The 21,204-nt window shown below is 62.3% G+C and carries 21 protein-coding genes and 2 tRNA genes; 11 read left to right on the plus strand and 12 right to left on the minus strand.

Annotation, left to right across the window (positions count from 1 at the left end; genetic code table 11):
* Window positions 1-14: 14 nt before the first annotated feature.
* The 3 genes from NKI52_RS19585 to NKI52_RS19595 form a co-directional block, all read right to left on the minus strand.
* Window positions 15-641, minus strand: a complete 627-nt coding sequence (locus NKI52_RS19585; protein WP_352569737.1) for a hypothetical protein — start codon at window positions 639-641, stop codon at window positions 15-17.
* 63 nt (window positions 642-704) lie between these two features.
* Entirely contained in the window at window positions 705-2,237 is a 1,533-nt protein-coding gene (gene ppx / locus NKI52_RS19590; RefSeq protein ID WP_352699158.1) for an exopolyphosphatase, read from the minus strand.
* Window positions 2,237-4,438: an RNA degradosome polyphosphate kinase gene (locus NKI52_RS19595; RefSeq protein ID WP_352645976.1), complete on the minus strand. Its 2,202-nt coding sequence runs from the start codon at window positions 4,436-4,438 to the stop codon at window positions 2,237-2,239. Before NKI52_RS19595 ends, ppx begins: the two co-directional genes overlap by 1 nt.
* Window positions 4,439-4,587: 149 nt before the next feature.
* Here NKI52_RS19595 and NKI52_RS19600 point away from each other — a divergent pair, with 149 nt between their 5' ends.
* Both NKI52_RS19600 and NKI52_RS19605 read left to right on the plus strand, forming a co-directional pair.
* Window positions 4,588-4,833 (plus strand): zinc-finger domain-containing protein, encoded by a 246-nt coding sequence (locus NKI52_RS19600; RefSeq protein ID WP_023677627.1) that lies wholly within the window; start codon window positions 4,588-4,590, stop codon window positions 4,831-4,833.
* A gap of 19 nt (window positions 4,834-4,852) precedes the next feature.
* Window positions 4,853-6,085 carry an FAD-dependent monooxygenase gene (locus tag NKI52_RS19605; protein ID WP_352645978.1) on the plus strand — a complete coding sequence of 411 codons (1,233 nt, stop codon included), beginning with the start codon at window positions 4,853-4,855 and terminating at the stop codon, window positions 6,083-6,085.
* Window positions 6,086-6,303: 218 nt separating this feature from the next.
* On the opposite strand, the gene NKI52_RS19610 is transcribed toward NKI52_RS19605, so the two are convergent.
* Entirely contained in the window at window positions 6,304-6,975 is a 672-nt protein-coding gene (locus NKI52_RS19610; protein WP_352699160.1) for a TIGR02117 family protein, read from the minus strand.
* Window positions 6,976-7,080: 105 nt separating this feature from the next.
* Between NKI52_RS19610 and NKI52_RS19615 the strand changes: the two genes are divergently transcribed.
* The 3 genes from NKI52_RS19615 to NKI52_RS19625 are packed head-to-tail and all read left to right on the plus strand — an operon-like array spanning window position 7,081 to window position 9,107.
* Window positions 7,081-7,344 (plus strand): metal-sensing transcriptional repressor, encoded by a 264-nt coding sequence (locus NKI52_RS19615; RefSeq protein WP_023677629.1) that lies wholly within the window; start codon window positions 7,081-7,083, stop codon window positions 7,342-7,344.
* Window positions 7,341-8,363 (plus strand): cation diffusion facilitator family transporter, encoded by a 1,023-nt coding sequence (locus tag NKI52_RS19620; RefSeq protein WP_023677630.1) that lies wholly within the window; start codon window positions 7,341-7,343, stop codon window positions 8,361-8,363. The genes NKI52_RS19615 and NKI52_RS19620 overlap by 4 nt, the downstream gene beginning before the upstream one ends.
* A 30-nt stretch (window positions 8,364-8,393) precedes the next feature.
* Window positions 8,394-9,107, plus strand: coding sequence for a HoxN/HupN/NixA family nickel/cobalt transporter (locus tag NKI52_RS19625; RefSeq protein ID WP_023677631.1), 714 nt, complete (start codon window positions 8,394-8,396; stop codon window positions 9,105-9,107).
* A 162-nt stretch (window positions 9,108-9,269) separates the two neighbouring features.
* Here NKI52_RS19625 and NKI52_RS19630 read toward each other — a convergent pair whose 3' ends face one another.
* The 4 genes from NKI52_RS19630 to NKI52_RS19645 form a co-directional block, all read right to left on the minus strand.
* Complete coding sequence (locus NKI52_RS19630) at window positions 9,270-10,019, minus strand: amino acid ABC transporter ATP-binding protein (RefSeq protein WP_031212005.1); 750 nt, start codon at window positions 10,017-10,019, stop codon at window positions 9,270-9,272.
* A gap of 70 nt (window positions 10,020-10,089) precedes the next feature.
* Entirely contained in the window at window positions 10,090-11,247 is a 1,158-nt protein-coding gene (locus NKI52_RS19635) for an amino acid ABC transporter permease (protein ID WP_352616744.1), read from the minus strand.
* Between the two features lie 4 nt (window positions 11,248-11,251).
* A complete protein-coding gene (locus NKI52_RS19640; RefSeq protein ID WP_023677634.1) occupies window positions 11,252-12,439 on the minus strand; it encodes an amino acid ABC transporter permease in 1,188 nt (395 codons plus the stop codon).
* A 63-nt stretch (window positions 12,440-12,502) separates the two neighbouring features.
* Entirely contained in the window at window positions 12,503-13,531 is a 1,029-nt protein-coding gene (locus NKI52_RS19645) for an amino acid ABC transporter substrate-binding protein (RefSeq protein WP_023677635.1), read from the minus strand.
* 427 nt (window positions 13,532-13,958) lie between these two features.
* On the opposite strand from NKI52_RS19645, the gene NKI52_RS19650 reads away from it, so the two are divergent.
* The 4 genes from NKI52_RS19650 to NKI52_RS19665 all read left to right on the plus strand — a co-directional run bounded on the left by NKI52_RS19650 (window position 13,959) and on the right by NKI52_RS19665 (window position 17,008).
* On the plus strand, window positions 13,959-15,128 hold the full coding sequence (locus tag NKI52_RS19650) for a cystathionine beta-lyase (protein WP_352699163.1): 1,170 nt from the start codon (window positions 13,959-13,961) through the stop codon (window positions 15,126-15,128).
* 253 nt (window positions 15,129-15,381) lie between these two features.
* Window positions 15,382-16,053 carry an RNA polymerase sigma factor gene (locus NKI52_RS19655; protein WP_352699165.1) on the plus strand — a complete coding sequence of 224 codons (672 nt, stop codon included), beginning with the start codon at window positions 15,382-15,384 and terminating at the stop codon, window positions 16,051-16,053.
* Window positions 16,054-16,157: 104 nt separating this feature from the next.
* Entirely contained in the window at window positions 16,158-16,682 is a 525-nt protein-coding gene (locus NKI52_RS19660) for a DUF4142 domain-containing protein (protein ID WP_023677638.1), read from the plus strand.
* 14 nt (window positions 16,683-16,696) lie between these two features.
* The gene (locus NKI52_RS19665; protein ID WP_352699215.1) at window positions 16,697-17,008 is read left to right on the plus strand and encodes a cupredoxin domain-containing protein; all 312 of its coding nucleotides are present in this window, start codon (window positions 16,697-16,699) and stop codon (window positions 17,006-17,008) included.
* A gap of 106 nt (window positions 17,009-17,114) precedes the next feature.
* Here the strand turns inward: NKI52_RS19665 and NKI52_RS19670 are convergent, their stop codons facing one another.
* The 3 genes from NKI52_RS19670 to NKI52_RS19680 all read right to left on the minus strand — a co-directional run bounded on the left by NKI52_RS19670 (window position 17,115) and on the right by NKI52_RS19680 (window position 18,837).
* Window positions 17,115-18,335: an anion transporter gene (locus tag NKI52_RS19670; protein ID WP_352569726.1), complete on the minus strand. Its 1,221-nt coding sequence runs from the start codon at window positions 18,333-18,335 to the stop codon at window positions 17,115-17,117.
* 59 nt (window positions 18,336-18,394) lie between these two features.
* A tRNA-Arg gene (locus tag NKI52_RS19675) sits at window positions 18,395-18,471 on the minus strand.
* Between the two features lie 60 nt (window positions 18,472-18,531).
* The gene (locus NKI52_RS19680; protein ID WP_023677641.1) at window positions 18,532-18,837 is read right to left on the minus strand and encodes an ETC complex I subunit; all 306 of its coding nucleotides are present in this window, start codon (window positions 18,835-18,837) and stop codon (window positions 18,532-18,534) included.
* A gap of 160 nt (window positions 18,838-18,997) precedes the next feature.
* On the opposite strand from NKI52_RS19680, the gene NKI52_RS19685 reads away from it, so the two are divergent.
* Window positions 18,998-19,074 (plus strand) — tRNA-Pro (locus NKI52_RS19685).
* 124 nt (window positions 19,075-19,198) lie between these two features.
* Here NKI52_RS19685 and NKI52_RS19690 read toward each other — a convergent pair.
* Window positions 19,199-20,026 carry an alpha/beta fold hydrolase gene (locus NKI52_RS19690; protein ID WP_352594421.1) on the minus strand — a complete coding sequence of 276 codons (828 nt, stop codon included), beginning with the start codon at window positions 20,024-20,026 and terminating at the stop codon, window positions 19,199-19,201.
* Between the two features lie 130 nt (window positions 20,027-20,156).
* Here NKI52_RS19690 and NKI52_RS19695 point away from each other — a divergent pair, with 130 nt between their 5' ends.
* Window positions 20,157-21,185, plus strand: a complete 1,029-nt coding sequence (locus NKI52_RS19695) for a GlxA family transcriptional regulator (RefSeq protein WP_352594420.1) — start codon at window positions 20,157-20,159, stop codon at window positions 21,183-21,185.
* Window positions 21,186-21,204 lie beyond the last annotated feature (19 nt).

The raw sequence follows: 21,204 nt of genomic DNA on the forward strand, positions 1-21,204 counted from the left end.
CCGCCCGGTTCGGCTCATTTGCTGTCGAGAAAGACGAACTCCGCAAGCCTGGTTATGTTTATGGGCTGAGAGAGAAAGGCGCCATGCCCCATTCGACCGACGCTGATGGTCAGGCAAACCTGTCTGCTTTCCACCGCGATCGGCAGCCATTCATATCCATATTGATCTGCGCCCTTGGGGGAGTAGCTCCGAAGATTGCTGTCAATCGCGACATACAGGTAGTTGCGCAATTGGATCAGGCTTGCCCTCTTAACGTATGGCAACAGGTCGGTTCGGCCCACGATAGGCTCAAGAAAGTTGCCGAGGGGCTGATGAACGGACACGGTTCGATCGACAGCGCCAGGACAGAGATTAACGTCCGCATAAAACGTGTTCATCGAAATCGATCTTTGAAATTTGATCATTTCGTCGCTTATTCTAAATACAAAATATTTTATCTTTTGCCCGCTTTTAGGTTTTAGAAAACCTGTGAGCAAATTGAACGGTGTTTTTCCGTCTGCGGCTTTTGGATAACTCTTCTCAAACTCAAACGCGCCTTTTGCAGCAACGGAAACCTTGGAAACCGTCTGAGCTCTGGCCGCGTCGAAAATCAACAATGGCAGGATGGAAAGCAGCAGCAGCAGGATTTGACTGGATTTCACGACCTTCTCCCAAGCGTGGAGCTCGCAGCGAATTGCCACATGCAATTGGCGTCGTGCCTCAAACTACTTCACTGAAATACTGGGCCCGCCCTCGACCGCCAGCACCAGCCGGCGATTGGTTACCTTTGCCAGCTGTGCCAGCCGGCCGGCCGGCCGCTCGCCGTAAAGATCGGCCAGCGCTGCCGGCAGCACCAGCGCCAGCACGCCATTGCCGCGGTTTTCCCATTTCAGCCGTGGCATGACGCCTGGCATTGCCGCAGTCAGCAAATAGACGACGCGCAGCAGCGCGGCCAGCACGCGGGCGCGCTCGAGATAGCGCGGTGTCGCCAGTCCGCGGATTTCCGGAGCGGCTTCATTGAACACGCCCTCGTGGCGAAACAGGCTGACAAGCGCCAGGAAGGCGCGGCCGGGATGGTCGACGCCGATGAACGAGGCGTGGGCGATGATGTTGAGCGATTGCTTGCCGCGATATTCGGGATGGGCACGCCAGCCGATATCGGCGAGCAGGCAGGCGGCGTGGCGGTAGCGCGCCTCATCCCTGGTTTCGTCGATGCCGAAGGCAGCGAACGCCTTGCCGGTCCACTCTACAAGCTCATGCGCGTGGTCGACCGAGCGCGAGCGCAGGCGGGCAAGCTCTTCCGCCGCCGAGATTAGCGGATCGGCTTTCTGCTCGGCCTTGTCGAGCAGCGAGTAGAGAAAGCCCTCGCGCACGCCCAGCGCCGACACGATGATCTTCGACGGCTGCATCGCCGCCATGATCTCCTGCAGCACGATGGCGCCATAAGGCAGCAGCGAGCGGCGGTTCTTGGAGATGCCCTCGATGCCTTTGATCTTATCGATCTCGGCCTTGGCGACCTGTCGGAGGAAGTTCGCGGCGCTTTCGATGCCGATCTCGTAATGGTGCATGACGCCGAGCGGGTAGTTGGTCATTTCCATGTGCAGCCGGGCGAGGTTTCGCCAGGTGCCGCCGACCGTGTAGAACGCCCTGCCCTGCCCGCCCTTCAGCAATTTCGCCCGCGCCAGTTGCTCGCGCGTGATCCTTGCCGCCTGGGTCAGCGAGTTCTTCGCCATGTCCTGCAGGCGCAGGCCGCCCAACGGCAGCGTGATGCCGTCACCGATCGTCTCACCGTCAATGTCGATCAATTCGAGGCTGCCGCCGCCAAGATCGCCGGCGATGCCGTTGGCCGGATGGAAACCGGAAATGACGCCGAGCGCCGAATAATGGGCTTCCTCGCGGCCGCTCAGCACCTGGATCTCGGTTTTGAGCACATCCTCAGCGCGGTGGATGAAGTCGGGGCCGTTGACCGCCTCGCGGGCGGCGGCGGTCGCCAGCACATACATGCGCTCGGCGCCGGCCTGGTCGGAGAGCGCGCGGAAACGGCGGAACTCTTCCATCGAGCGCGTCACCGCCTCGGGATCGAGCTTTCCGGTCGAAACGATGCCGCGGCCGAGGCCGGCCAGCATCTTTTCATTGAACAGCAAGGTCGGCGAGCGCGCCAGCCCCTCATAGATGACAAGACGGATCGAGTTCGATCCGATATCGATGATGGACAGCGGTCGGCGGTCCTGGAGCCGGCCCTGGGACGCTGAAATCATCAGCCCGTCGCTGCGTTCTGTTTCTTGCGGCGCTTGAACTGCGCGATGCGCTTGGGCGCATGCGACTTCAACGCATCGCCCCGTCCGGACAGGCTCGGATTCGTCATGAAATATTCCTGCGCGTTGAACGGTTCCTCGCCCTCCTCCAGCACGACGCGCCGGGAGGTTCCGTCAGCCAATACGTCGAAACTTTGCTGGTTGTCCATGATGTTGCCGAGCATGATCTGGCCGAGCACCTGTTCGTGCACAGTTGGATTGGTGATCGGCACCATGGTCTCGACACGGCGGTCGAGATTGCGCGGCATCAGATCGGCCGAGGAGATGTAGACGATCGCCCCGTCCGATGGCAGGCCGTGGCCGTTGCCGAAGCAATAGATGCGGCTGTGCTCAAGGAAACGGCCGACGATCGACTTCACCCTAATGTTCTCCGATAGGCCGGGCACCTGCGGTCTCAGGCAGCAGATGCCGCGCACGACGAGATCGATCTCGACGCCGGCGCGGCTGGCATCGTAGAGCGCGTCAATGACGATCGGGTCGACCAAGGCGTTCATCTTCATCCAGATGCGGGCCGGCCTGCCCTCCAGCGCGTGGCTGATCTCATCGGAAATGTGCTTGAGGATGCGGTCGCGCAGCGTGAACGGCGATATGGCCAGCCGCATCTGCTCGGCCGGCTCGGCATAGCCGGTGATGAAGTTGAACAGCTGGGCGACATCGCGCGCGATCGTCGGGGCGGTGGTGAAGAAGGACAGGTCGGTGTAGATGCGCGCGGTGACCGGGTGGTAGTTGCCGGTGCCGAGATGCACGTAATTGCGCAGCCTGCCATCCTCGCGGCGCACGACCAGCGACATTTTCGAATGGGTCTTCAGTTCGAGGAAGCCGAAGACGACCTGGACGCCGGCTCGCTCGAGGTCGCGGGCCCAGCGGATGTTGGCTTCTTCGTCGAAACGCGCCTTGAGCTCGACCAGCGCGGTCACCGACTTGCCGGCCTCGGCGGCGTCGACCAAAGCGCGTACGATCGGGCTGTCGTTGGAGGTGCGATAGAGCGTCTGCTTGATCGCTACCACTTCCGGATCGGCCATCGCCTGACGCAGGAACTGCACCACCACGTCGAAGGATTCGTAGGGGTGGTGGACGATGATGTCCTTCTCGCGGATCGCGGCAAAACAATCGCCGCCATGCTCGCGGATGCGCTCGGGAAAACGCGGGTTATAGGGCGTGAACTTCAGATCGTCGCGGGCGACGGCGACGATCTCCGAAATCTGGCTGAGCGCCAGCGGACCGGTGAGCACGCTGATGCGGCTTGCCGAGACACCAAGCTCGCCGGCGACGAAGTCGCGCAACTCGGGCGGCATCAGCATGTCGAATTCGATACGGATGACCGAACCGCGGCGGCGGCGCTTCAGCGCCGTCTCGAACAGTCGCACCAGATCCTCTGATTCTTCCTCGACCTCGATATCGCTATCGCGGATGATGCGGAACGTGCCGGAGCCCTTGACCTCATAGCCTGGGAACAGCTTGCCGATATAAAGACCGACCGCCTCCTCGAGCGGGATGAAGCGGACATGGCGCTTGCGATCCGGCAAACGGATGAAGCGCCTCAGCGCCACCGGCAGGCGCAGAAGCGCGCTCATTTCCTCGCCGTTCTTGCGATGGCGCAATTGCAGCGCCATCGAGAAACCGAGATTGGGAATGAACGGGAACGGATGCGCCGGATCGATCGACAACGGTGTCAGCACCGGAAATACCTGCTCCTGGAAATGGTCCTCCAGCCAGGCCTTCTCGTCCTTGCTCAGCGCCTCGCGAGTGATGCTTTCAATGCCTTCCTTGTCGAGGAGCAGCATCAGCGCCGAAAGGCTTTTCTGCTGGTCCTCCTGCAGGCGCTCGACCTCGCGCAGCAATTGTTCGAGCTGCTGCTCGGGCGTGCGCCCGTCCGGGCTCTTCAGCACGATGCCCTCGCGCACCTGGCCGGCAAGACCCGCAACGCGGACCATGAAGAACTCGTCGAGGTTGGCGGCCGATATCGACAGGAAGCGAACACGCTCGAGCAGCGGATGATTGGCGTTCAGCGACTCTTCGAGCACGCGCCGGTTGAATTGCAGCCAGGAAAACTCGCGGTTGACGAAGCGGTCGGGATTGCCGCCTTCGCGGCTCGCCGCCTCGACGGTGATGAATTCGTTCTGCACCGGCTTCAGTTCGTTCATGGTTTCCGCTCTTCCCACACCGTTCGACGACCATAGCCTTAACCGGCTTAACTTATCCTCTGACAGGCTTTTGCGACAGTTTCATTTCATCGATCTTGCAAAGAGACGGGTTATGATCCAGATGCAATCGACAAGATCAGGAGACGACGATGGCAGGCGGTTCCATTCCCCATTTCCAGAACGATGCGGGCTATCCGGCAATCGACATCGGCGTCAAGGAATTCATGTGCACCGGCGCCAATCCGCCTTTCGACCACCCCCATGTATTTCTCGATATGGGCGACGACAATGAAAAGGTCTGCCCCTATTGCTCGACGCTCTATCGCTATTCGCCGAAGCTGAAGGCGTTGGAAACGCAGCCGCCGGGCTGCCTCTATCTCGACCAGGCCGCCTGATTCTTCCGCGACAAGCCTGATGCAGGAAACGCAGTCCCGGCAGGTGGTCATCGCCGGGGCGGGCGTCGCCGGGCTGACCGCGGCACTGGCCTTCGCCGAGCGCGGCTATCGGATAAAACTGTTCGAACAGGCGCAGCACCTCGAGGCTGCCGGCGCCGGTATCCAGCTTTCGCCCAACGCGACGCGCATCCTACGGCAGCTCGGCGTACTCGATCGGCTGTTGCCGACGGCGGTGCGGCCGGAGGCGGTCGTGCTCAAGGATGCCGCCACGCTGCGCAAGCTGGCGCGCGTACCGCTTGGCCAGGCGGCCGAAACGCGCTGGGGAGCGCCCTATCTCGTTGCCCACCGCGCGGATCTGCAGTCAGCGCTGATGCAGCGAGTTTCGGAGCAGCCCGGTATCGATCTGATCGCCGGCGCGCGGGTGACCGACATCGCAGCCGGATCGAAAGGTGTTACCGTCACTGCATCGGCTGATGGCGACACGGTCGAGGCTGGCTGTCTGCTGATCGGCGCCGATGGCGTCTGGTCGTCGGTGCGAGAAACGCTTGCCCGCAACGCAGCCGATTTCCGGAGAAGCCGGTTTTCGGGCGAGCTTGCCTGGCGCGCCACGGTGGCCGCCGACAGCCCCGCCGGACAAGCCTTCAGGGTGATCGGTGCGCCCGATTGCGTTACCGCATTCCTCTATCCAGGCTTCCATATGGTCGCCTATCCGGTCAGCCGTGGCACTGCCTTCAACCTCGCGGCCTTCACCAAGGGCGAGCGCATCGCCGAGGGCTGGTCAGGGCATGCCGACCCCGCCATCCTCGCCAGCGCCATGCGTGGCGCCGCGCCGGCGCTGGTCCGCTTGGCGAACGAGGCCGCGCCGTGGACGGCATGGCCGATCCACATTGTCGAGCAGCGGCGGTGGACGACGCCGGAAGGCATCGCGCTGACCGGCGATGCGGCGCACGCGATGACGCCGTTTGCAGCACAGGGCGCGGCGATGGCGATCGAAGACGCGGTAACCCTTGCCGGTTTCGTTGCCACCTCGCCTGCCGATCTCAGCAGCGCGCTTGTCGCCTGGGAACAGGCGCGGCGGCCGCGCGTCGCCCAGGTCGCCCGCCGCGGCGCCGTCAATCGCCTCGCCTGGCATGCGGCCGGGCCGGTGGCGATGGCCCGCAACCTGTTCCTGGCGATGCGCTCGCCCGAAAAACTCGCCGCCGATCTCGACTGGCTCTATGGCTGGCGGGCGTTGGACGATGGCGCGCGATGATACGCACGACAGGCTGGCGGGACAGCGCCTCTCTCTGTCCTGCCGGACATCTCCCCCACTTGGGGGGAGATTGGCCATCACATTGGCTTTCGCCAATCTTCAAGGTTGCATGACCTAGCAAGGCGTCGAAGCCGCTAATCTCCCCCCTCGTGGGGGAGATGTCCGGCAGGACAGAGGGGGGCGCGAAGGATCGCGGCGTTGATCAGCCGGAACCCTCTTCAATTGTAAAGCCGCATCGACAGGCCGAGCGAGGCCGGCAGCGGATTCCACCAGCCGGTGCGCAACCCGGCCGTGCGCAGTGCCGCCGCCGTCCAGGTGTTGCAGCCGACCAGCGCGTTGAAATGGCCATTGGCTTCGAAGAACCGACCGAAGCGGGAATAGGCCGCACTCTCGATCGGGATGGCCCCGTTCGGCCCCTGCCGGAAGCTTGCCGCAATGTAATCTAGCAGCGCCGTAAACCGCTCCTCGCCGATGTCGAAGCTAGCGACGTCGCGATGCGGCTCGGCGATGTCGACGGAAATGTCGACATGCATTGCCGAGGCATCGACCGTCAGCGCCTTCATCACCGGCACCGCCTTCAGCTCCGACCAGGTCGGCGTCTCCAGATAGAAGGCGCGGCCGCCCCAGCCGAAGACGATGTAGCGGACCTCCGCCATGTCTGCTGGAATGCCGGCATCGACCAGGAAATGGAAGCGCCGGCGCACATCGTCGTCGACCGGGATGGCGATGTCGGTGTGGATCGGATTTTGCAGCATCAGGATACGGTGGCTTGTGCCGATCGGATCGGCAACGGCCGCCGGCCAGAGCGGGCGCGGCAGCAGCGTGCCCAGCGCCACCGCAAGGACTGCTGCAACGACCAGCAGGCCAAGAAAACGGGCAAGCTTCTTCATGGGGAAGGCATAGACCAAGCAATGTTCAAGGTGAAGCCTCTCCGGAAATTGAACAGCTGACTTAGAGCTTGACGCGTATCCTCCCCGGGAGGATATGCTGAAGGCATGTCAGATCATCTCCACGCTTCGCATCCTTCCATCGTAAAGCGCCTGAAGCGCGCGCAAGGCCACCTTGCGGCGGTGCTGGCGATGATCGAGGCGCATCGCCCTTGCGTTGACCTGGCGCAGCAGCTTCATGCCGTCGAAAGGGCCATCAGCAGCGCCAAGCGCGAGCTGATCAACGATCACATCGAGCATTGCCTGACGGACAGCGTGGAAACCGGCGGCAACTCGCTGGCGGAACTTAAGCAGCTGGCGAAATATCTATGAATGCCATCGTAGTCCCCATTCTGGAATGGCTCGGGTTCGGCTCGCACGCCGCACATCATCACGGCGGTCACGGTCCGCACGGTCACAGCCATGGCGTCATCGACGCGACAATTGCCACCACCGACCGGGGCATCTGGGCAATCAAATGGTCGTTCGTGATCCTGGCCATCACCGCGGCATTGCAGATGGTCGTGGTTGCGTTGTCGGGGAGCGTGGCATTGCTGGCCGATACGATCCATAACATCGGCGATGCGACCACGGCGATCCCGCTATGGATTGCGTTCGTGCTGGCGCGGCGCAAGCCGTCGCGGATCTTCACGTATGGCTTGGGCCGGGTCGAGGATCTGGCCGGCATCATCATCGTGCTCATCATTCTGTTCAGCGCTGTGGTCGCTGCCTACCAAGCCATCGACAGGCTGATCAATCCACAAGTGGTGACACACCTCGGCTGGCTGACTGCGGCGGGCATTGTCGGCTTCCTCGGCAACGAGGCGGTTGCCGTGTTCCGTATCCGCGTCGGTCGCGAAATCAACAGCGCGGCACTGATTGCCGACGGCTACCATGCCCGCACAGATGGACTTACCAGCCTTGCCGTGGTCATCGGAGCCATCGGCGTCTGGTTCGGCTTTTCCTTGGCCGATCCGATCGTCGGTCTGCTGATCACGATTGCGATCTTCGGTATCGTCTGGCAATCGGCCCGCTCGGTGCTGACCCGCATGCTGGATGGAATCGAACCCGGTGTGATGGACGACATCCGACATGCCGCCGAGCATGTTCCGGGCGCGCGCATTGTCGATGCCAAGGCGCGCTGGATCGGTCATAGATTGCACGCCGACATCGCAATTGCCGCGGACGAAACCCTGCCGCTGTCGGCGGCGAACAAGATCGCCGCAGCGCTGAAGGACGAACTATCCCAGCATATGCCGGCCCTGGCTGAGGCGAATGTGCGGTTTTCAACGGAACGTGGAGAGAACGACCATCCTCACGAGCACACGCATGACCACGGCCACATGCACTGACGCTCGCCGATTTTCTGCTAGTCTCGTCCGATGTTCCAGACGCTCGTCGAATTTCAGCGCACGATCTATCTGACGCTCGGCGAACAGATCAAGCTGCTTGCGGCCGGAGGCAATTGGCTGGCGTTCATGGCCTTCCTGCCGATGGGCGTCGTGTTCGGGGCTGCCCATGCGCTGACGCCGGGGCACAGCAAGGCCGTCCTGGCGACGTATCTTGCCGGTTCGGATGCGAAGGTCTCGCGTGGTCTGCTCGTATCTATCACGCTATCGTTCACGCATGTGACGATTGCCGTTCTGATTGCGGCTCTCTCGCTGCCATTGGTCTCAATAGCATTGGGCAGCGTCGGCCGCGCTCCGCTTCTGGAGCACATCAGTCGCGGGCTGCTCGGCCTCATCGGCGTCTGGATGCTCTGGCGCGCTTTGAGCCACAGCCATCACCACAGGCACGAGGGCGAGGCTGTCGGCGTCATGGCAGGCCTGATCCCTTGTCCGCTTACGCTTTTCGCGATGACTTTCGCGATGTCCAGGGATGTTCCGGCAGCGGGCGTCCTGTTTGCCATCACCATGATGGTCGGCGTGGCGCTGACGCTGTCCTGCGTCGCCGTGTTGTCGATCGTGTTTCGCGAACGGCTTGTACAGTTTTTCGCGCGCCAGCCACGGCTGTTCGAAACCATCTCCCGGGCCATCGAGGGCGCCGCCGGTCTCGCCCTTGCCGGCGTCGCTGTCTGGCAGATCACCTCAGCTTGAGAGAAAATTTGGCCCCAGCCACTGCATGGCGTCCGGGCCGGTGCACCGGCTGGAACGAGCCTAGGCGACGCCGGGCGCACGGTCAGCGCTCGTCGAATACGCGCGAAGCCAGCAAGACAGAGAGCCCGGTCCGCCGGTCTTGTCCCGAACCGGCGTACAGGATCAGTGCAGGATCTGCGACAGGAACAGCTTCGTGCGCTCATGGCGCGGGTGGTCGAAGAACTCGGCCGGCGTGTTCTGCTCGACGATCTGGCCTTGGTCCATGAAGATCACCCGGTTGGCGACTTTGCGCGCAAAGCCCATTTCGTGGGTGACGCAGAGCATGGTCATGCCTTCCTCGGCCAGCCCGACCATCGTCTCCAGCACTTCCTTGATCATTTCCGGATCGAGAGCCGAGGTCGGCTCATCGAACAGCATGATGCGCGGGTTCATACACAGCGAGCGGGCGATCGCCACGCGCTGTTGCTGGCCGCCGGAAAGCTGGCCGGGATATTTGTTGGCCTGTTCCGGGATCTTGACGCGCTTGAGGAAATGCATGGCGATTTCCTCGGCCTGTTTCCGCGGCATCTTGCGCACCCAGATCGGCGCCAGCGTGCAATTCTCCAGGATGGTCAGATGCGGGAACAGGTTGAAGTGCTGGAACACCATGCCGACCTCGCGGCGCACCTCGTCGATCTTCTTCAGATCGTTGGTCAGTTCCTTGCCGTCGACTATGATCTTGCCCTTCTGGTGTTCCTCCAGCCGGTTGATGCAGCGGATCATCGTCGATTTGCCGGAGCCCGACGGGCCGCAGATGACGATGCGCTCGCCGCGCATCACCTTTAGATTGATGTCCTTCAGCACATGGAATTCGCCGTACCATTTGTGCATGGCGATGATGTCGATGGCGACATCGGTGGTGGAAATGTGCATCTTGGCGGCATTGACCTTGATCTCTTCCGCGCTGACGGCGTTTTCTATGGCCATGACAAGGTCCCCTTTTTTAGCGTTTGTGGCCGGTGTCGAGACGGCGTTCCGTGTACATTGAATAGCGCGACATGCCGAAGCAGAACAGCCAGAAGATGAACGCCGCGAACACCAGGCCGGATCTGGCCGTCTGCGGCGTCGCCCAATTGGCGTCGGAGAAGTTCTGCTTGACGATGCCGAGGAGGTCGAACATCGAGATGACGATGACCAGGCTGGTGTCCTTGAACATGCCGATGAAGGTGTTGACGATGCCGGGAATGACCAGCTTCAGCGCCTGCGGCATGACGACCAGACCCATCTTCTGCCAGTAGCTGAGGCCGAGCGAATCGGCGCCCTCATACTGGCCTTTGGGGATCGCCTGCAGGCCGCCGCGCACCACTTCGGCCATGTAGGCGGCGGCAAACAGCGACACGCCGATCAGCGCGCGCAGGAACTTGTCGAAGCTGACGCCGGCCGGCAGGAACAGCGGCAGCATCACGCTGGCAAAGAACAGCACCGTAATCAACGGGATGCCGCGTACCGTCTCGATGAAGATCACGCACAGCAGCTTGACGATCGGCATGTTCGAGCGCCGGCCGAGCGCCAGCACGATGCCGACCGGCAGCGACACAGCTATGCCGACGAAGGACAGGCTGAGTGTCACCAGCAGTCCACCCCAGAGCGGGGTTTCGACATAGGGCAGGCCGAACATGCCGCCGATCAGCAGAACGAAGGCGACGACCGGCAGTGCAAAAAAGAGAAGAATGGCATTCAGCCCCTTGCGCGGTACGCGCGGAACGAGCAGCGGCACCAGCAGCGCCACGAACAGGATGGCGACTAGGATCGGGCGCCAACGCTCTTCCAGGGGATAGCGGCCGAACATGAACTGGCCGAACTTGGCGTTGACGAAAGCCCAGCAGGCGCCGGTCCAGCCGTCCGACTGGATGCCGCCCTGCGCCACGGTGGCGCAGACCGTGCGGTCCGGTCCCGTCCACTGGGCGTTGATGAAAGCCCAATTGACGATCTGCGGCAGGATCATGGCAACCAGCACGATGCCGATGATGGTCAGGATGGCGTCGCCGGTCGATGCGATCAGATTCTTGCGGACCCAGGCGGTGAGGCCGCGCTCGCTCGACGGCGCCGGCTGCGCCAGCGCCATCTCCGTCCGCACCCAGGACATATCGTGCTCTTGCATGGCCCTACCTCTCCACCAGCGCCATCCTGGCATTGACGACGTTCATGATCGCCGACGTGATCAGGCTGAGCGCCAGGTACACCGCCATCATGATCACCACGCCTTCGACTGCCTGCCCGGTCTGGTTCAAGACCGTGCCGGCCGTCGCCGTCAGGTCCGGATAGCCGATGGCGATGGCGAGCGAGGAATTCTTGGTCAGGTTGAGATACTGGCTGGTCAGCGGCGGAATGACGATGCGCATCGCCTGCGGCACGACGACAAGCCTGAGGATCGATCCCGAGCGCAGCCCGAGTGCCGCGGCCGCCTCGGTCTGGCCTGCGCTGACGCCCCTGATGCCGGCGCGCACGATCTCGGCGATAAAGGCGGCCGTATAGCAGGACAACGCCAGATAGAGTGACAGGAACTCGGGCCTGACCTGAAAGCCACCGACGAGATTGAAGGTCGACTGCTTTGGAAATTCAAAGCTCAGCGGAAAGCCGCTCAGCGCGTAGGCCAGCAACGGCAGGCCGACGATCAACGCCATGGATGTCCAGAACACCGGGAACGGCTGACCCGTCGCCATCTGCCGCTGCCGCGCCTTGCGGGCGACGAACCAGGCCATGGCGATGCCGAGGAGCAGTGCGACCAGGATCAGCCAGGAGCCCTCGCCCCATATAGCGCGGGGAAAATAGAAGCCGCGCTGGTTGAGAAAGGAGCCGAACGGCAGATTGATGCTCTCGCGCGGCGGCGGCAGCACAGCGAGCACGCCGGAATACCAGAAGAAGATGACCAGCAGCGGTGGGATGTTGCGGAACACCTCGACATAAACGGTGCAGATCTTCCTGATCAGCCAGTTATGCGACAGCCGGCCGATGCCGACGATGAAACCGATGATGGTGGCGGTGATGATGCCGACGACAGCAACGATGACGGTGTTGATAAAGCCAACCAGGATGGCACGGAAATAGGTCGAATCCGATGAATAAGCGATGGCGCTTTCGCTGATGTCGAAGCCGGCGCGGCCCTTAAGAAAGCCGAAGCCGGAAGCGATATGCAGCCGCGTCAAATTGGCGATGACGTTGTGGGTAACCCACCAGACACCCGCTACCAGCAGGACGAGGACCAGTGCTTGAAAGAATATGCCGCGGACGCGCGGATCATTGATGAAGGAACCGCGGCTTGGCTCCTCGCGAAGAACTTCCTGCGATGCCATTCGACAGTCCCCTGGAAAGAGAGACCGGAAGGCAGACGATCTGCCTTCCGGATCCATTTTCGATCAGCGGATCGGCGGAGCGTACTGCAGGCCACCCTTGGTCCACAGCGCGTTGATGCCGCGGGCGATCTTCAGCGGGCTGCCGGAGCCGACATTGCGTTCGAACATCTCGCCGTAATTGCCGACGGCCTTGACGATGTTGACGACCCAGTCGTTGGAGACACCTAGATCGGTGCCGATCTTGGTGTCGGCTTCCTGGCCGAGCACGCGCTTGATCTCGGGATTGTCCGAGTTCTTCATCTCGTCGACATTGGCCTGGGTGATGCCCAGTTCCTCGGCGTTGAGCAGCGCGAAATAGGTCCACTTGACGATGTGGTACCACTGGTCGTCACCCTGGCGCACGGCCGGCCCAAGCGGCTCCTTGGAGATGATCTCGGGCAACACGACGTGGTCGGCCGGCGAGCTGAGCGTCAGGCGAATGCCGTAGAGACCCGACTGGTCGGTGGTGTAGACGTCGCAGCGGCCGGCGTCATATGCGGCGTTGACCTCATCCAGCTTTTCGAAAACGACGGGGTTGTACTCCATCTTGTTCGACTTGAAATAGTCGGCAAGGTTGAGCTCGGTCGTGGTGCCGCTCTGCACACACACCGCCGCGCCCGAAAGCTGCAGTGCCGAATTCACGCCCGGAAGCTTCTTGGCGTTGATCATGAAGCCCTGACCGTCATAATAGGTGACGCCGACGAAGTTCAGGCCAAGCGCCGTATCGCGGTTGATGGTCCAGGTGGTGTTGCGCGACAGGATGTCGACCTCGCCCGACTGCAGCGCGGTGAACCGCTCCTTGGCGCTGAGCGGCGTGAACTTGACTTTGGTGCCATCGCCGAAGACGGCGGCCGCCACGGCGCGGCAGAAATCCACATCGATGCCTTTCCATTCACCCTTGTCGTCAGGCGCCGCGAAGCCAGCAAGACCCGTATTGGTACCGCACTGGATGAAGCCTTTCGCCTTGACATCGTCGAGCGTGCTCGCCGATGCGGCCGAAGCCGCGAATCCAAACGCGGCGGCGCCCAAAAGGCCGATTGCAATGTGTTTCATGACCCACTGACCCTTTTCTGTTTTTTCCAGGCGAACCTGACTTTTTCCCGTGTGAACGCAGCTAAGTATCCCGGCCCGTTACCGGAATCCCGCATCGTCACCGACGCGCTGCCTCCCATTCACGAACAACATCGAAGGCGATTATTCCTGTGAGGTCAAGGGAAATGACCAAATCCGAAAGACTTTGAAAACCAACCGCCTGAAATGCCTGAAATTGCAGACAAACGCGCTCGCAAATTGGTCAGCGCGCCAATAAAGCCGGCAAAGTCCGACCGTGAGTTGCCAAGCGCACTTGGCAGCCTTCCCGCGGATCCACGGCTCGTTGCTGAATTGGCATATTCAAGACCTTGGCCTGGCGAGTGCGGTGCGGTTGCGCGGCCAATGCCGCCGCACTATGGCTAACGACCAACCCATGGGACGAAAAGCAATGGCAAAAGACGACAGCGAGATGGGCGTCAACACGCGGCTCGCCCATTCCGGCAACAACCCGCATGACTATTTCGGCTTCGTCAATCCGCCGGTCGTGCATGCCTCGACCGTACTCTATCCCAATGCTGCGACGATGGCGGCGCGCAGCCAGAAATACACCTACGGCACGCGCGGCACGCCGACCACCGATGCGCTGACCAGCGCCATCGATGCGCTGGAAGGCTCCGCCGGCACGGTCGCGGTGCCGTCCGGCCTAGCGGCGGTGATGCTGCCGCTGCTCGCCTTCCTGTCGGCCGGCGATCATCTGCTGATCGTCGATTCCGTTTATCATCCGACCCGCAATTTCGCCGACACGATGCTGAAGCGGCTGGGCATCGAGGTCGAATATTACGAGCCCCGCATCGGCGCCGGCATTGCGGCGCTGCTCAGGCCCAACACCAAGGTGGTACTCACCGAATCGCCGGCCTCCAACACCTTCGAGGTGCAGGACATACCGGCCATCGCCAAGGCAGCACACGCCGCCGGCGCCATCGTCATGATGGACAACACCTGGGCGACGCCGCTCTACTTTCGCCCGCTCGACCATGGCGTCGACATCTCGATCCACGCGGCGACGAAATACCCGGCCGGCCATTCCGACGTGCTGCTCGGCACGGTGTCGGCCAATGCGGACTGCTGGAAGCAGCTTTTCGAGACGTTCAACACGATGGGCTGCTGCGCCGGGCCTGACGACGTCTACCAGGTGCTGCGCGGCCTGCGCACGATGGGCGTGCGGCTGGAGCATCATCAAAAGAGCGCGCTTTCCCTCGCCGGCTGGCTGGAGGGTCAGCCGGGCGTAGCGCAGGTGCTGCATCCGGGGCTGCCCAGTCATCCCGACCACGCCATGTGGAAGCGCGATTTTTGCGGATCGAGCGGCATCTTCTCGATCGTTCTCGCGGGCGGCGGACAGAAGCAGCAGCACGCCTTCCTCGACGCGTTGAAGTTTTTCGGCCTCGGCTATTCCTGGGGCGGCTATGAGAGCCTTGCCGTGCCGGTATTCCTTGGCGACCGCACCATCGCCAAGGGCCCGTATGACGGGCCGCTGGTGCGCCTGCAGATCGGGCTCGAGGATGTAGGGGATTTGAAGGCCGACCTGGCGCGCGGGCTGGCGGCGGCCGCTGAGGCCTGAGCCAGCACCTTTTCACACTGAGTCAGAAAATCGGCGTAACAGCCTGGAAAAATTGCGATCCTGAGCGATATCATGGCGACCGATCGGCCGATGATACGGCTCTACAAAATAGAGGCGGCGGTGTGGTGAAGGCGGTAGAATAGCCTCTGCCAGTCCTTGACACGGATTGAGGCTGGCCGGCGGGATCGGTCGGGAACCTTTTGTCGGCCGATGCATCCAATGTCGCGATGAGAAGCCTATCAGGAGATCGGCCATGCCTGCTGCGTTGACGGCAACTCCCGCCGCTTCCGGCGACATGCAGCTTGTCGGCCGCGCTCTGGCACGTGATGGCGATGCATTCCGCACCATCATCAAGACGCACAACCAAAGGCTCTACCGCATCGCCCGCGGCGTCGTGCGTAACGACAGCGAGGCCGAGGACATCGTCCAGGAGGCCTATGTCAGCGCCTTTGCCCATCTCGAGGCCTTTCGCGGCGATGCCTCGCTCGCCACGTGGCTATCGCGTATCGTCATCAACGAAGCGCTCGGTCGCTTGCGCAAAAAGCGGCGAATGGTAGCGATGCCCGAAAACCCGCAAGCCGAAATCATCCGGTTTCCCCTCAACCCGAGCGACGATCCGGAGCGGACGATGGCGCAACGGCAGATCCTTGAGCTTGTCGAACGGGCAACCGACAGTCTTCCCGATGTCTACCGGATGGTGTTCGTGGCGCGCGTCATCGAGGGATTGAGCATCGAGGAAACCGCCGAACTGCTTGGCGTGCGACCAGAAACCATCAAGACCCGGCTGCACCGCGCCCGCGCGCTGGTGCGCAAGGCGCTGGACGACCAGATCGGCCCGGTGCTGCTCGACGCCTTTCCCTTCGCGGGCCGGCGCTGCGAACGGCTGACCAATGCCGTGATGCAGCGGCTTGGTCTTTCCGGATAGGCCGCGCCGATTTTCGCGGGAACGTTTGGCGGCGACCTGCATCCAATGAGCATCACTGAAAACGAAGCCCGATGCAGTTCCGCGTCGGGGCGAAGGAGAGCATCATGTTTATTCGATCGACCACGGCACTGGCCGCAGTTTTCCTGCTTAGCGCAGCGCCCTTGTCGCAAGCTGCCGACAAACCGACCGATCCGCAGATCGCACATATCGCCTACACAGCGGGCGTGCTTGACGTCGAGGCGGCCAAGCAGGCGCTGAAGAAATCGAAGAACAAGGAGGTCGTGGATTTCGCCAAGGACATGGTGCGAGATCACGAGGCGGTCAACAAACAGGCTCTCGACCTGGTCAAGAAGCTCAAGGTCACGCCTGAGGACAATCCGACCAGCAAGGCGCTGACCAAGGCGGCGGCCGAGGAACGTGCCAAGCTTGCCAAGCTGAAGGGCGCGGCGTTCGACAAGGCCTATGTCGCCAGCGAAGTGGCCTACCACAAGCAGGTCAATGGCGCGCTCGAAACACTGCTGATTCCGTCGGCCAGCAATGCCGAGTTGAAGAGCCTGCTGGAAACCGGCCTGAAAATATTCCAGGGCCACGAACAGCACGCCGAACACGTCGCCGGCATGCTGAAGTGAGGATTGGGCCAATGATGTCGAGGCGGCATCTGTGGGTTGCGCTGGCATTGGCCTTGGGTGCCGCGCCGGCCAAGGCCGAAACCATCGAGGTGACGATCGAGAAGCTTGTGTTTTCGCCGGCAAAGATCGAGGCGAAGGTCGGCGACACGATCAGGTGGGTGAACAAGGACGTGTTCGCCCACACGGCAACCGTCAACGGCGGTTGGGAAGTGATGATCCCGCCGAAGAAGGCGGCGAGCCTGACGGTGAAGAAGGCGGAATCGGTCGATTATTTCTGCCGCTTCCATCCCAACATGAGGGGCCATCTGACGGTGACATCGCCCTGACTGGCTGATGCATGCCGCGCAAAGTGTGCAGCGGTTTTGCGACAACGACATGCATAAAAAAGAGCCCAATGCGCGCCGCATGAGGCCGGTCCAATGCGACGCGCTTTTAGGCCGCCAGCCATGCCGTCCCTACGAGAAGCGTGACCAGCGTCAACGGCAGGCCGACCTTGAAGAAGGCGATGAAGCCCAGCGGTTTGCCGGAGACCCGCGCGTGCTCGGCAACGATCAGATTGGCGACCGAGCCGAGCAGCGTGAAATTGCCGGCCAGCGTCGAGCTCATGGCGACGACCAGCCAGGCCCGCTCGGGGTTTTCCAGTCCGGGCACGAACGGCTTCAGCGCCAGCACGGCCGGGACATTGCTCATGATGTTGGATAGCACTGCGGTGAAGCCGGACAGCCGCCAGACATCATTCAGCCCGAGGTCCTTTGCCGAGGCGACGATGTCGGGCGTCAGCAGCGTCTTCTCCGCCCCGGCGACGACGATGAACAGCCCGGCGAACATGAACAGCAGCGGCCCATCGATCTCGCGATAGATGCGCTCAGGTTTGATGGCGCGGGTCAAAAGAAGAATGGCGCCGCCGATCAGCGCTGCCTTGGCGACTGGAACGCCGGCGAAGAAGGCGATCGCCAAACCGACACAGACGACCACCGCCTTCACCACCTGCCCCGGCAGCATGCGGCCGCGATAGACTTCGGGGCTGAGCTCGGCCTTGCGCGAAAATTCGGCGCGGTAGACGATGCGGATGATGACGATGACGGCGACGAGGCCGAACGCCGCGACCGGCGCCAGCGCCGCCGAGAAGGCCGGATAGGAAATCCCCGACAGCGCGCCGATGACCATGTTCTGCGGATTGCCGGTGATGGTGGCGACGCTGCCGCAATTCGAGGCCGTGGCGGTGGCGATCAGATAGGGAACCGGGTTGCGGTTGATGACGCGGGTGACATGGACGACGATCGGCGCCATGACCAGGCAGATGGCGTCGTTGACCAGGAACGCCGACAGGACGCCGGTTAACAGCGTCACCATCACCAGCAGCATGAACGGCGCATGCGCATGCTCGATGGCGAACCCGCCGAGCGCGCGAAAGGCGCCCGACACTTTCAGATGCGCCACGACGATCATCATGCCGAGCAGAAGCGTGATGGTGTCGAAGCTGATGGCGCGGTAGGCGTCCTCCATGTCGAGCGCGCCGATGGCGATCATCGCCGCACCGCCGAGCAGCGCGATCCCTGCCCGGTCGAGGCGCAGCCCGGGTATCCTGCCGATTGCGACGCCGGCATAGGTCAGGACAAGGATCAGCAATGCCGCCGCGCCCATCGCTGTCATGTGTTGGAAATCCTGTGCGACTGGCGAGTGAACCTGTCCGGAATGGACATTGAAAATATTGGCGATCCCGACAGGATTCGAACCTGTGACCATCGGCTTAGAAGGCCGGTGCTCTATCCAGCTGAGCTACGGGACCGCTGGCCGGCCGCACGACCGGCTGATTTGTTCTTGGCGCCGGCACGGGCCGGCATGGCCGTCAATGCGTCCAGGGCGTCCTGCGGTCATAGCGGAAATTCTCCGCATAAGAAATCTGGCGGCGCTTGATTTCCTTCGGCTCCTCGACGCGAAAAGCGAGCCCTTCCTTCTCGGCATAGGCCACCGCCTCTTCCCTGGTGTCGAAGGTCAGCCTGATCTGGCTTCGCATGTCGCCGGACGTGGTGTAGCCCATCAGCGGATCGATCTTCTTGCGCTGCTCCGGATCGAATTCCAGCACCCAATAGCCGGTCTTGGCCTTGCCGGACTGCATCGCGGTTTTGGCTGGGCTGAAAATGCGGGCTGACATGACCACCTCATTGCTGGTTGCAAGCACACGACCCCGAGACCACATTACTGTTCTCTGGCCATGCACTAGCCCGTCATTACTGCGCAATGCCGTCGGCAGCAAGGCCGATGGCTTTTTACGCTTGCTTTGGCGGGCCGAAATCACTAGGCAACAGACCGTTCGGAGTGTAGCGCAGCCTGGTAGCGCATCTGGTTTGGGACCAGAGGGTCGGGAGTTCGAATCTCTCCACTCCGACCATTCATCAAGCAAATCTCGTCGGCAGGGCAAGCGGATCACGCTCGAGTGTGTCTCCCGTCGCCGGTCATGTTTAAGCGACGGACGGACAGCACGAGCCCGCGCTGCCCGTCCGATATGCAAGCCGTCAGCCCTGGATGAAGGCCAGCAGATCCGGATTGATGATCTCCGGATGCGTGGTGCACATGCCGTGCGGCAGGCCCTTGTAGACCTTGAGCGTGCCGTGCTTCACCAGCTTGGCCGCAAGCAGCGCAGAATCGGCGATCGGCACGATCTGGTCGTCGTCGCCATGCATGATCAGGACGGGCACGTCAATCTTCTTGAGATCGTCGGTGAAGTCGGTCTCGGAAAAGGCCTCGATGCAGTCGTAATGGGCCTTGGCGCCGCCCATCATGCCCTGGCGCCACCAATTGTCGATAGCCCCTGGCGAGACCTTGGCGCCCTCGCGATTGAAACCGTAAAACGGGCCGGCCGGCACATCCCTGTAGAACTGGGCGCGGTTGGCGACCAAAGCGGCGCGAAAGCCGTCGAAGACCTCGATCGGCAGGCCACCCGGATTGCTGTCGGTCTTGACCATGATCGGCGGCACGGCGCCGATCAGTACCGCCTTGGCAACGCGGCCGCCACCGCCATAAAGCGCGACGTAACGGGCCACCTCGCCGCCACCGGTCGAATGGCCGATGTGGATCGCATCCCTGAGATCGAGATGCGCCGCCAGCGCCGCAACGTCGGCGGCGTAGGTGTCCATCTCATTGCCGGTCGCGGTCTGCGACGAGCGGCCGTGGCCGCGGCGGTCATGTGCGATGACGCGGTAGCCCTTTTCGAGGAAGAACAGCATCTGGTTGTCCCAGTCGTCTGAGCTCAGCGGCCAGCCGTGATGGAACACGATCGGCTGGCCCTTGCCCCAATCCTTGTAGAAAATCTCGGTGCCGTCATGGGTGGTGAATGTGCTCATCGTCCTACTCCTTGATGGAAAAGTTGGGGGTAACAGGGAAGCTTTTAGCCCCCTTCAGCTGGACAAATTATAACAGTGCGGCCAGGGTGAGCATTGGCAAAACGGACATTCAACGTGGCAAAACTGACAAATGACGGCTGCGCGTGATCTGATCGAAATCGGCCTTGTCTTGTATCCCGGCGTGCAGGAAGCAGCCGTGCTCGGCCTGACCGATCTTTTCATGCTGGCAAACCGGCTGGCTGTCGAGCGGTCGCCCGAGGCGGCGAGGCTTCGCGTCAGTCATTGGCAATTGGAGGACGCGGGCCACACCGTAGTCCGCACCTTCGACAGCGACCCCGGCGCCGACAATGAACCAGCCATGGTTATCCTCCCGCCGACCTTGGGAGATCCGATCGCTCGGGGAGCAGCCGCGCCCTATGCCGGCTGGCTCAGGGATCGCCACACGGCAGGCGCGACGCTCGGTTCGGTCTGTGCCGGCGCCTTCGTGCTTGCCGAGACCGGCCTGTTGTCCGGTCGCGCGGCCACGACGCACTGGGCCTATCGCGACGCGCTGGCGCTACGCTTTCCAGACATCCTGCTCGACGCCGACAGGCTGGTTATCGATGATGGCGATATCATCACCGCCGGCGGCTACATGGCCTGGACCGATCTCGGCCTGAAGCTGGTGGACCGGGTGCTCGGGTCAACCGTCATGATGGACACAGCCCGTTTCATGCTGATCGATCCGCCGGGCCGCGAGCAACGTTTTTACAGCCCGTTTGCGCCGCGATTGACCCATGACGACGAAGCGATCCTCAAGGTGCAGCATTGGCTGCAGGCGAACGGCGCGCGCGACGTGACGCTCGGCGCCATGGCAGAGCATGCCGGGCTGGAGGAGCGGACTTTTCTGCGGCGCTTCCGCAGCGCCACCGGCCTCAAGCCGACCGAATATTGTCAGCACCTGCGCGTCGGCAAGGCGCGCGAGATGCTGGAAACCACGATGCGATCGATCGACCAGATCGCCTGGGAGGTCGGCTATGACGATCCCGGCTCCTTCCGCAAGGTATTCGCCAGGATAACCGGCCTCGTGCCTGGCGATTACCGCCGGCGCTTTGGCGTGGAACAAGCGGCGCTTGGGGGAGACGATCGGTCTGAAACGGTAGCGAGGCTAGAGCAATGACGGACCGACCAATCGCGAC

The sequence above is a fragment of the Mesorhizobium sp. M0590 genome, assembly GCF_040320905.1.
Classification (GTDB): domain Bacteria; phylum Pseudomonadota; class Alphaproteobacteria; order Rhizobiales; family Rhizobiaceae; genus Mesorhizobium.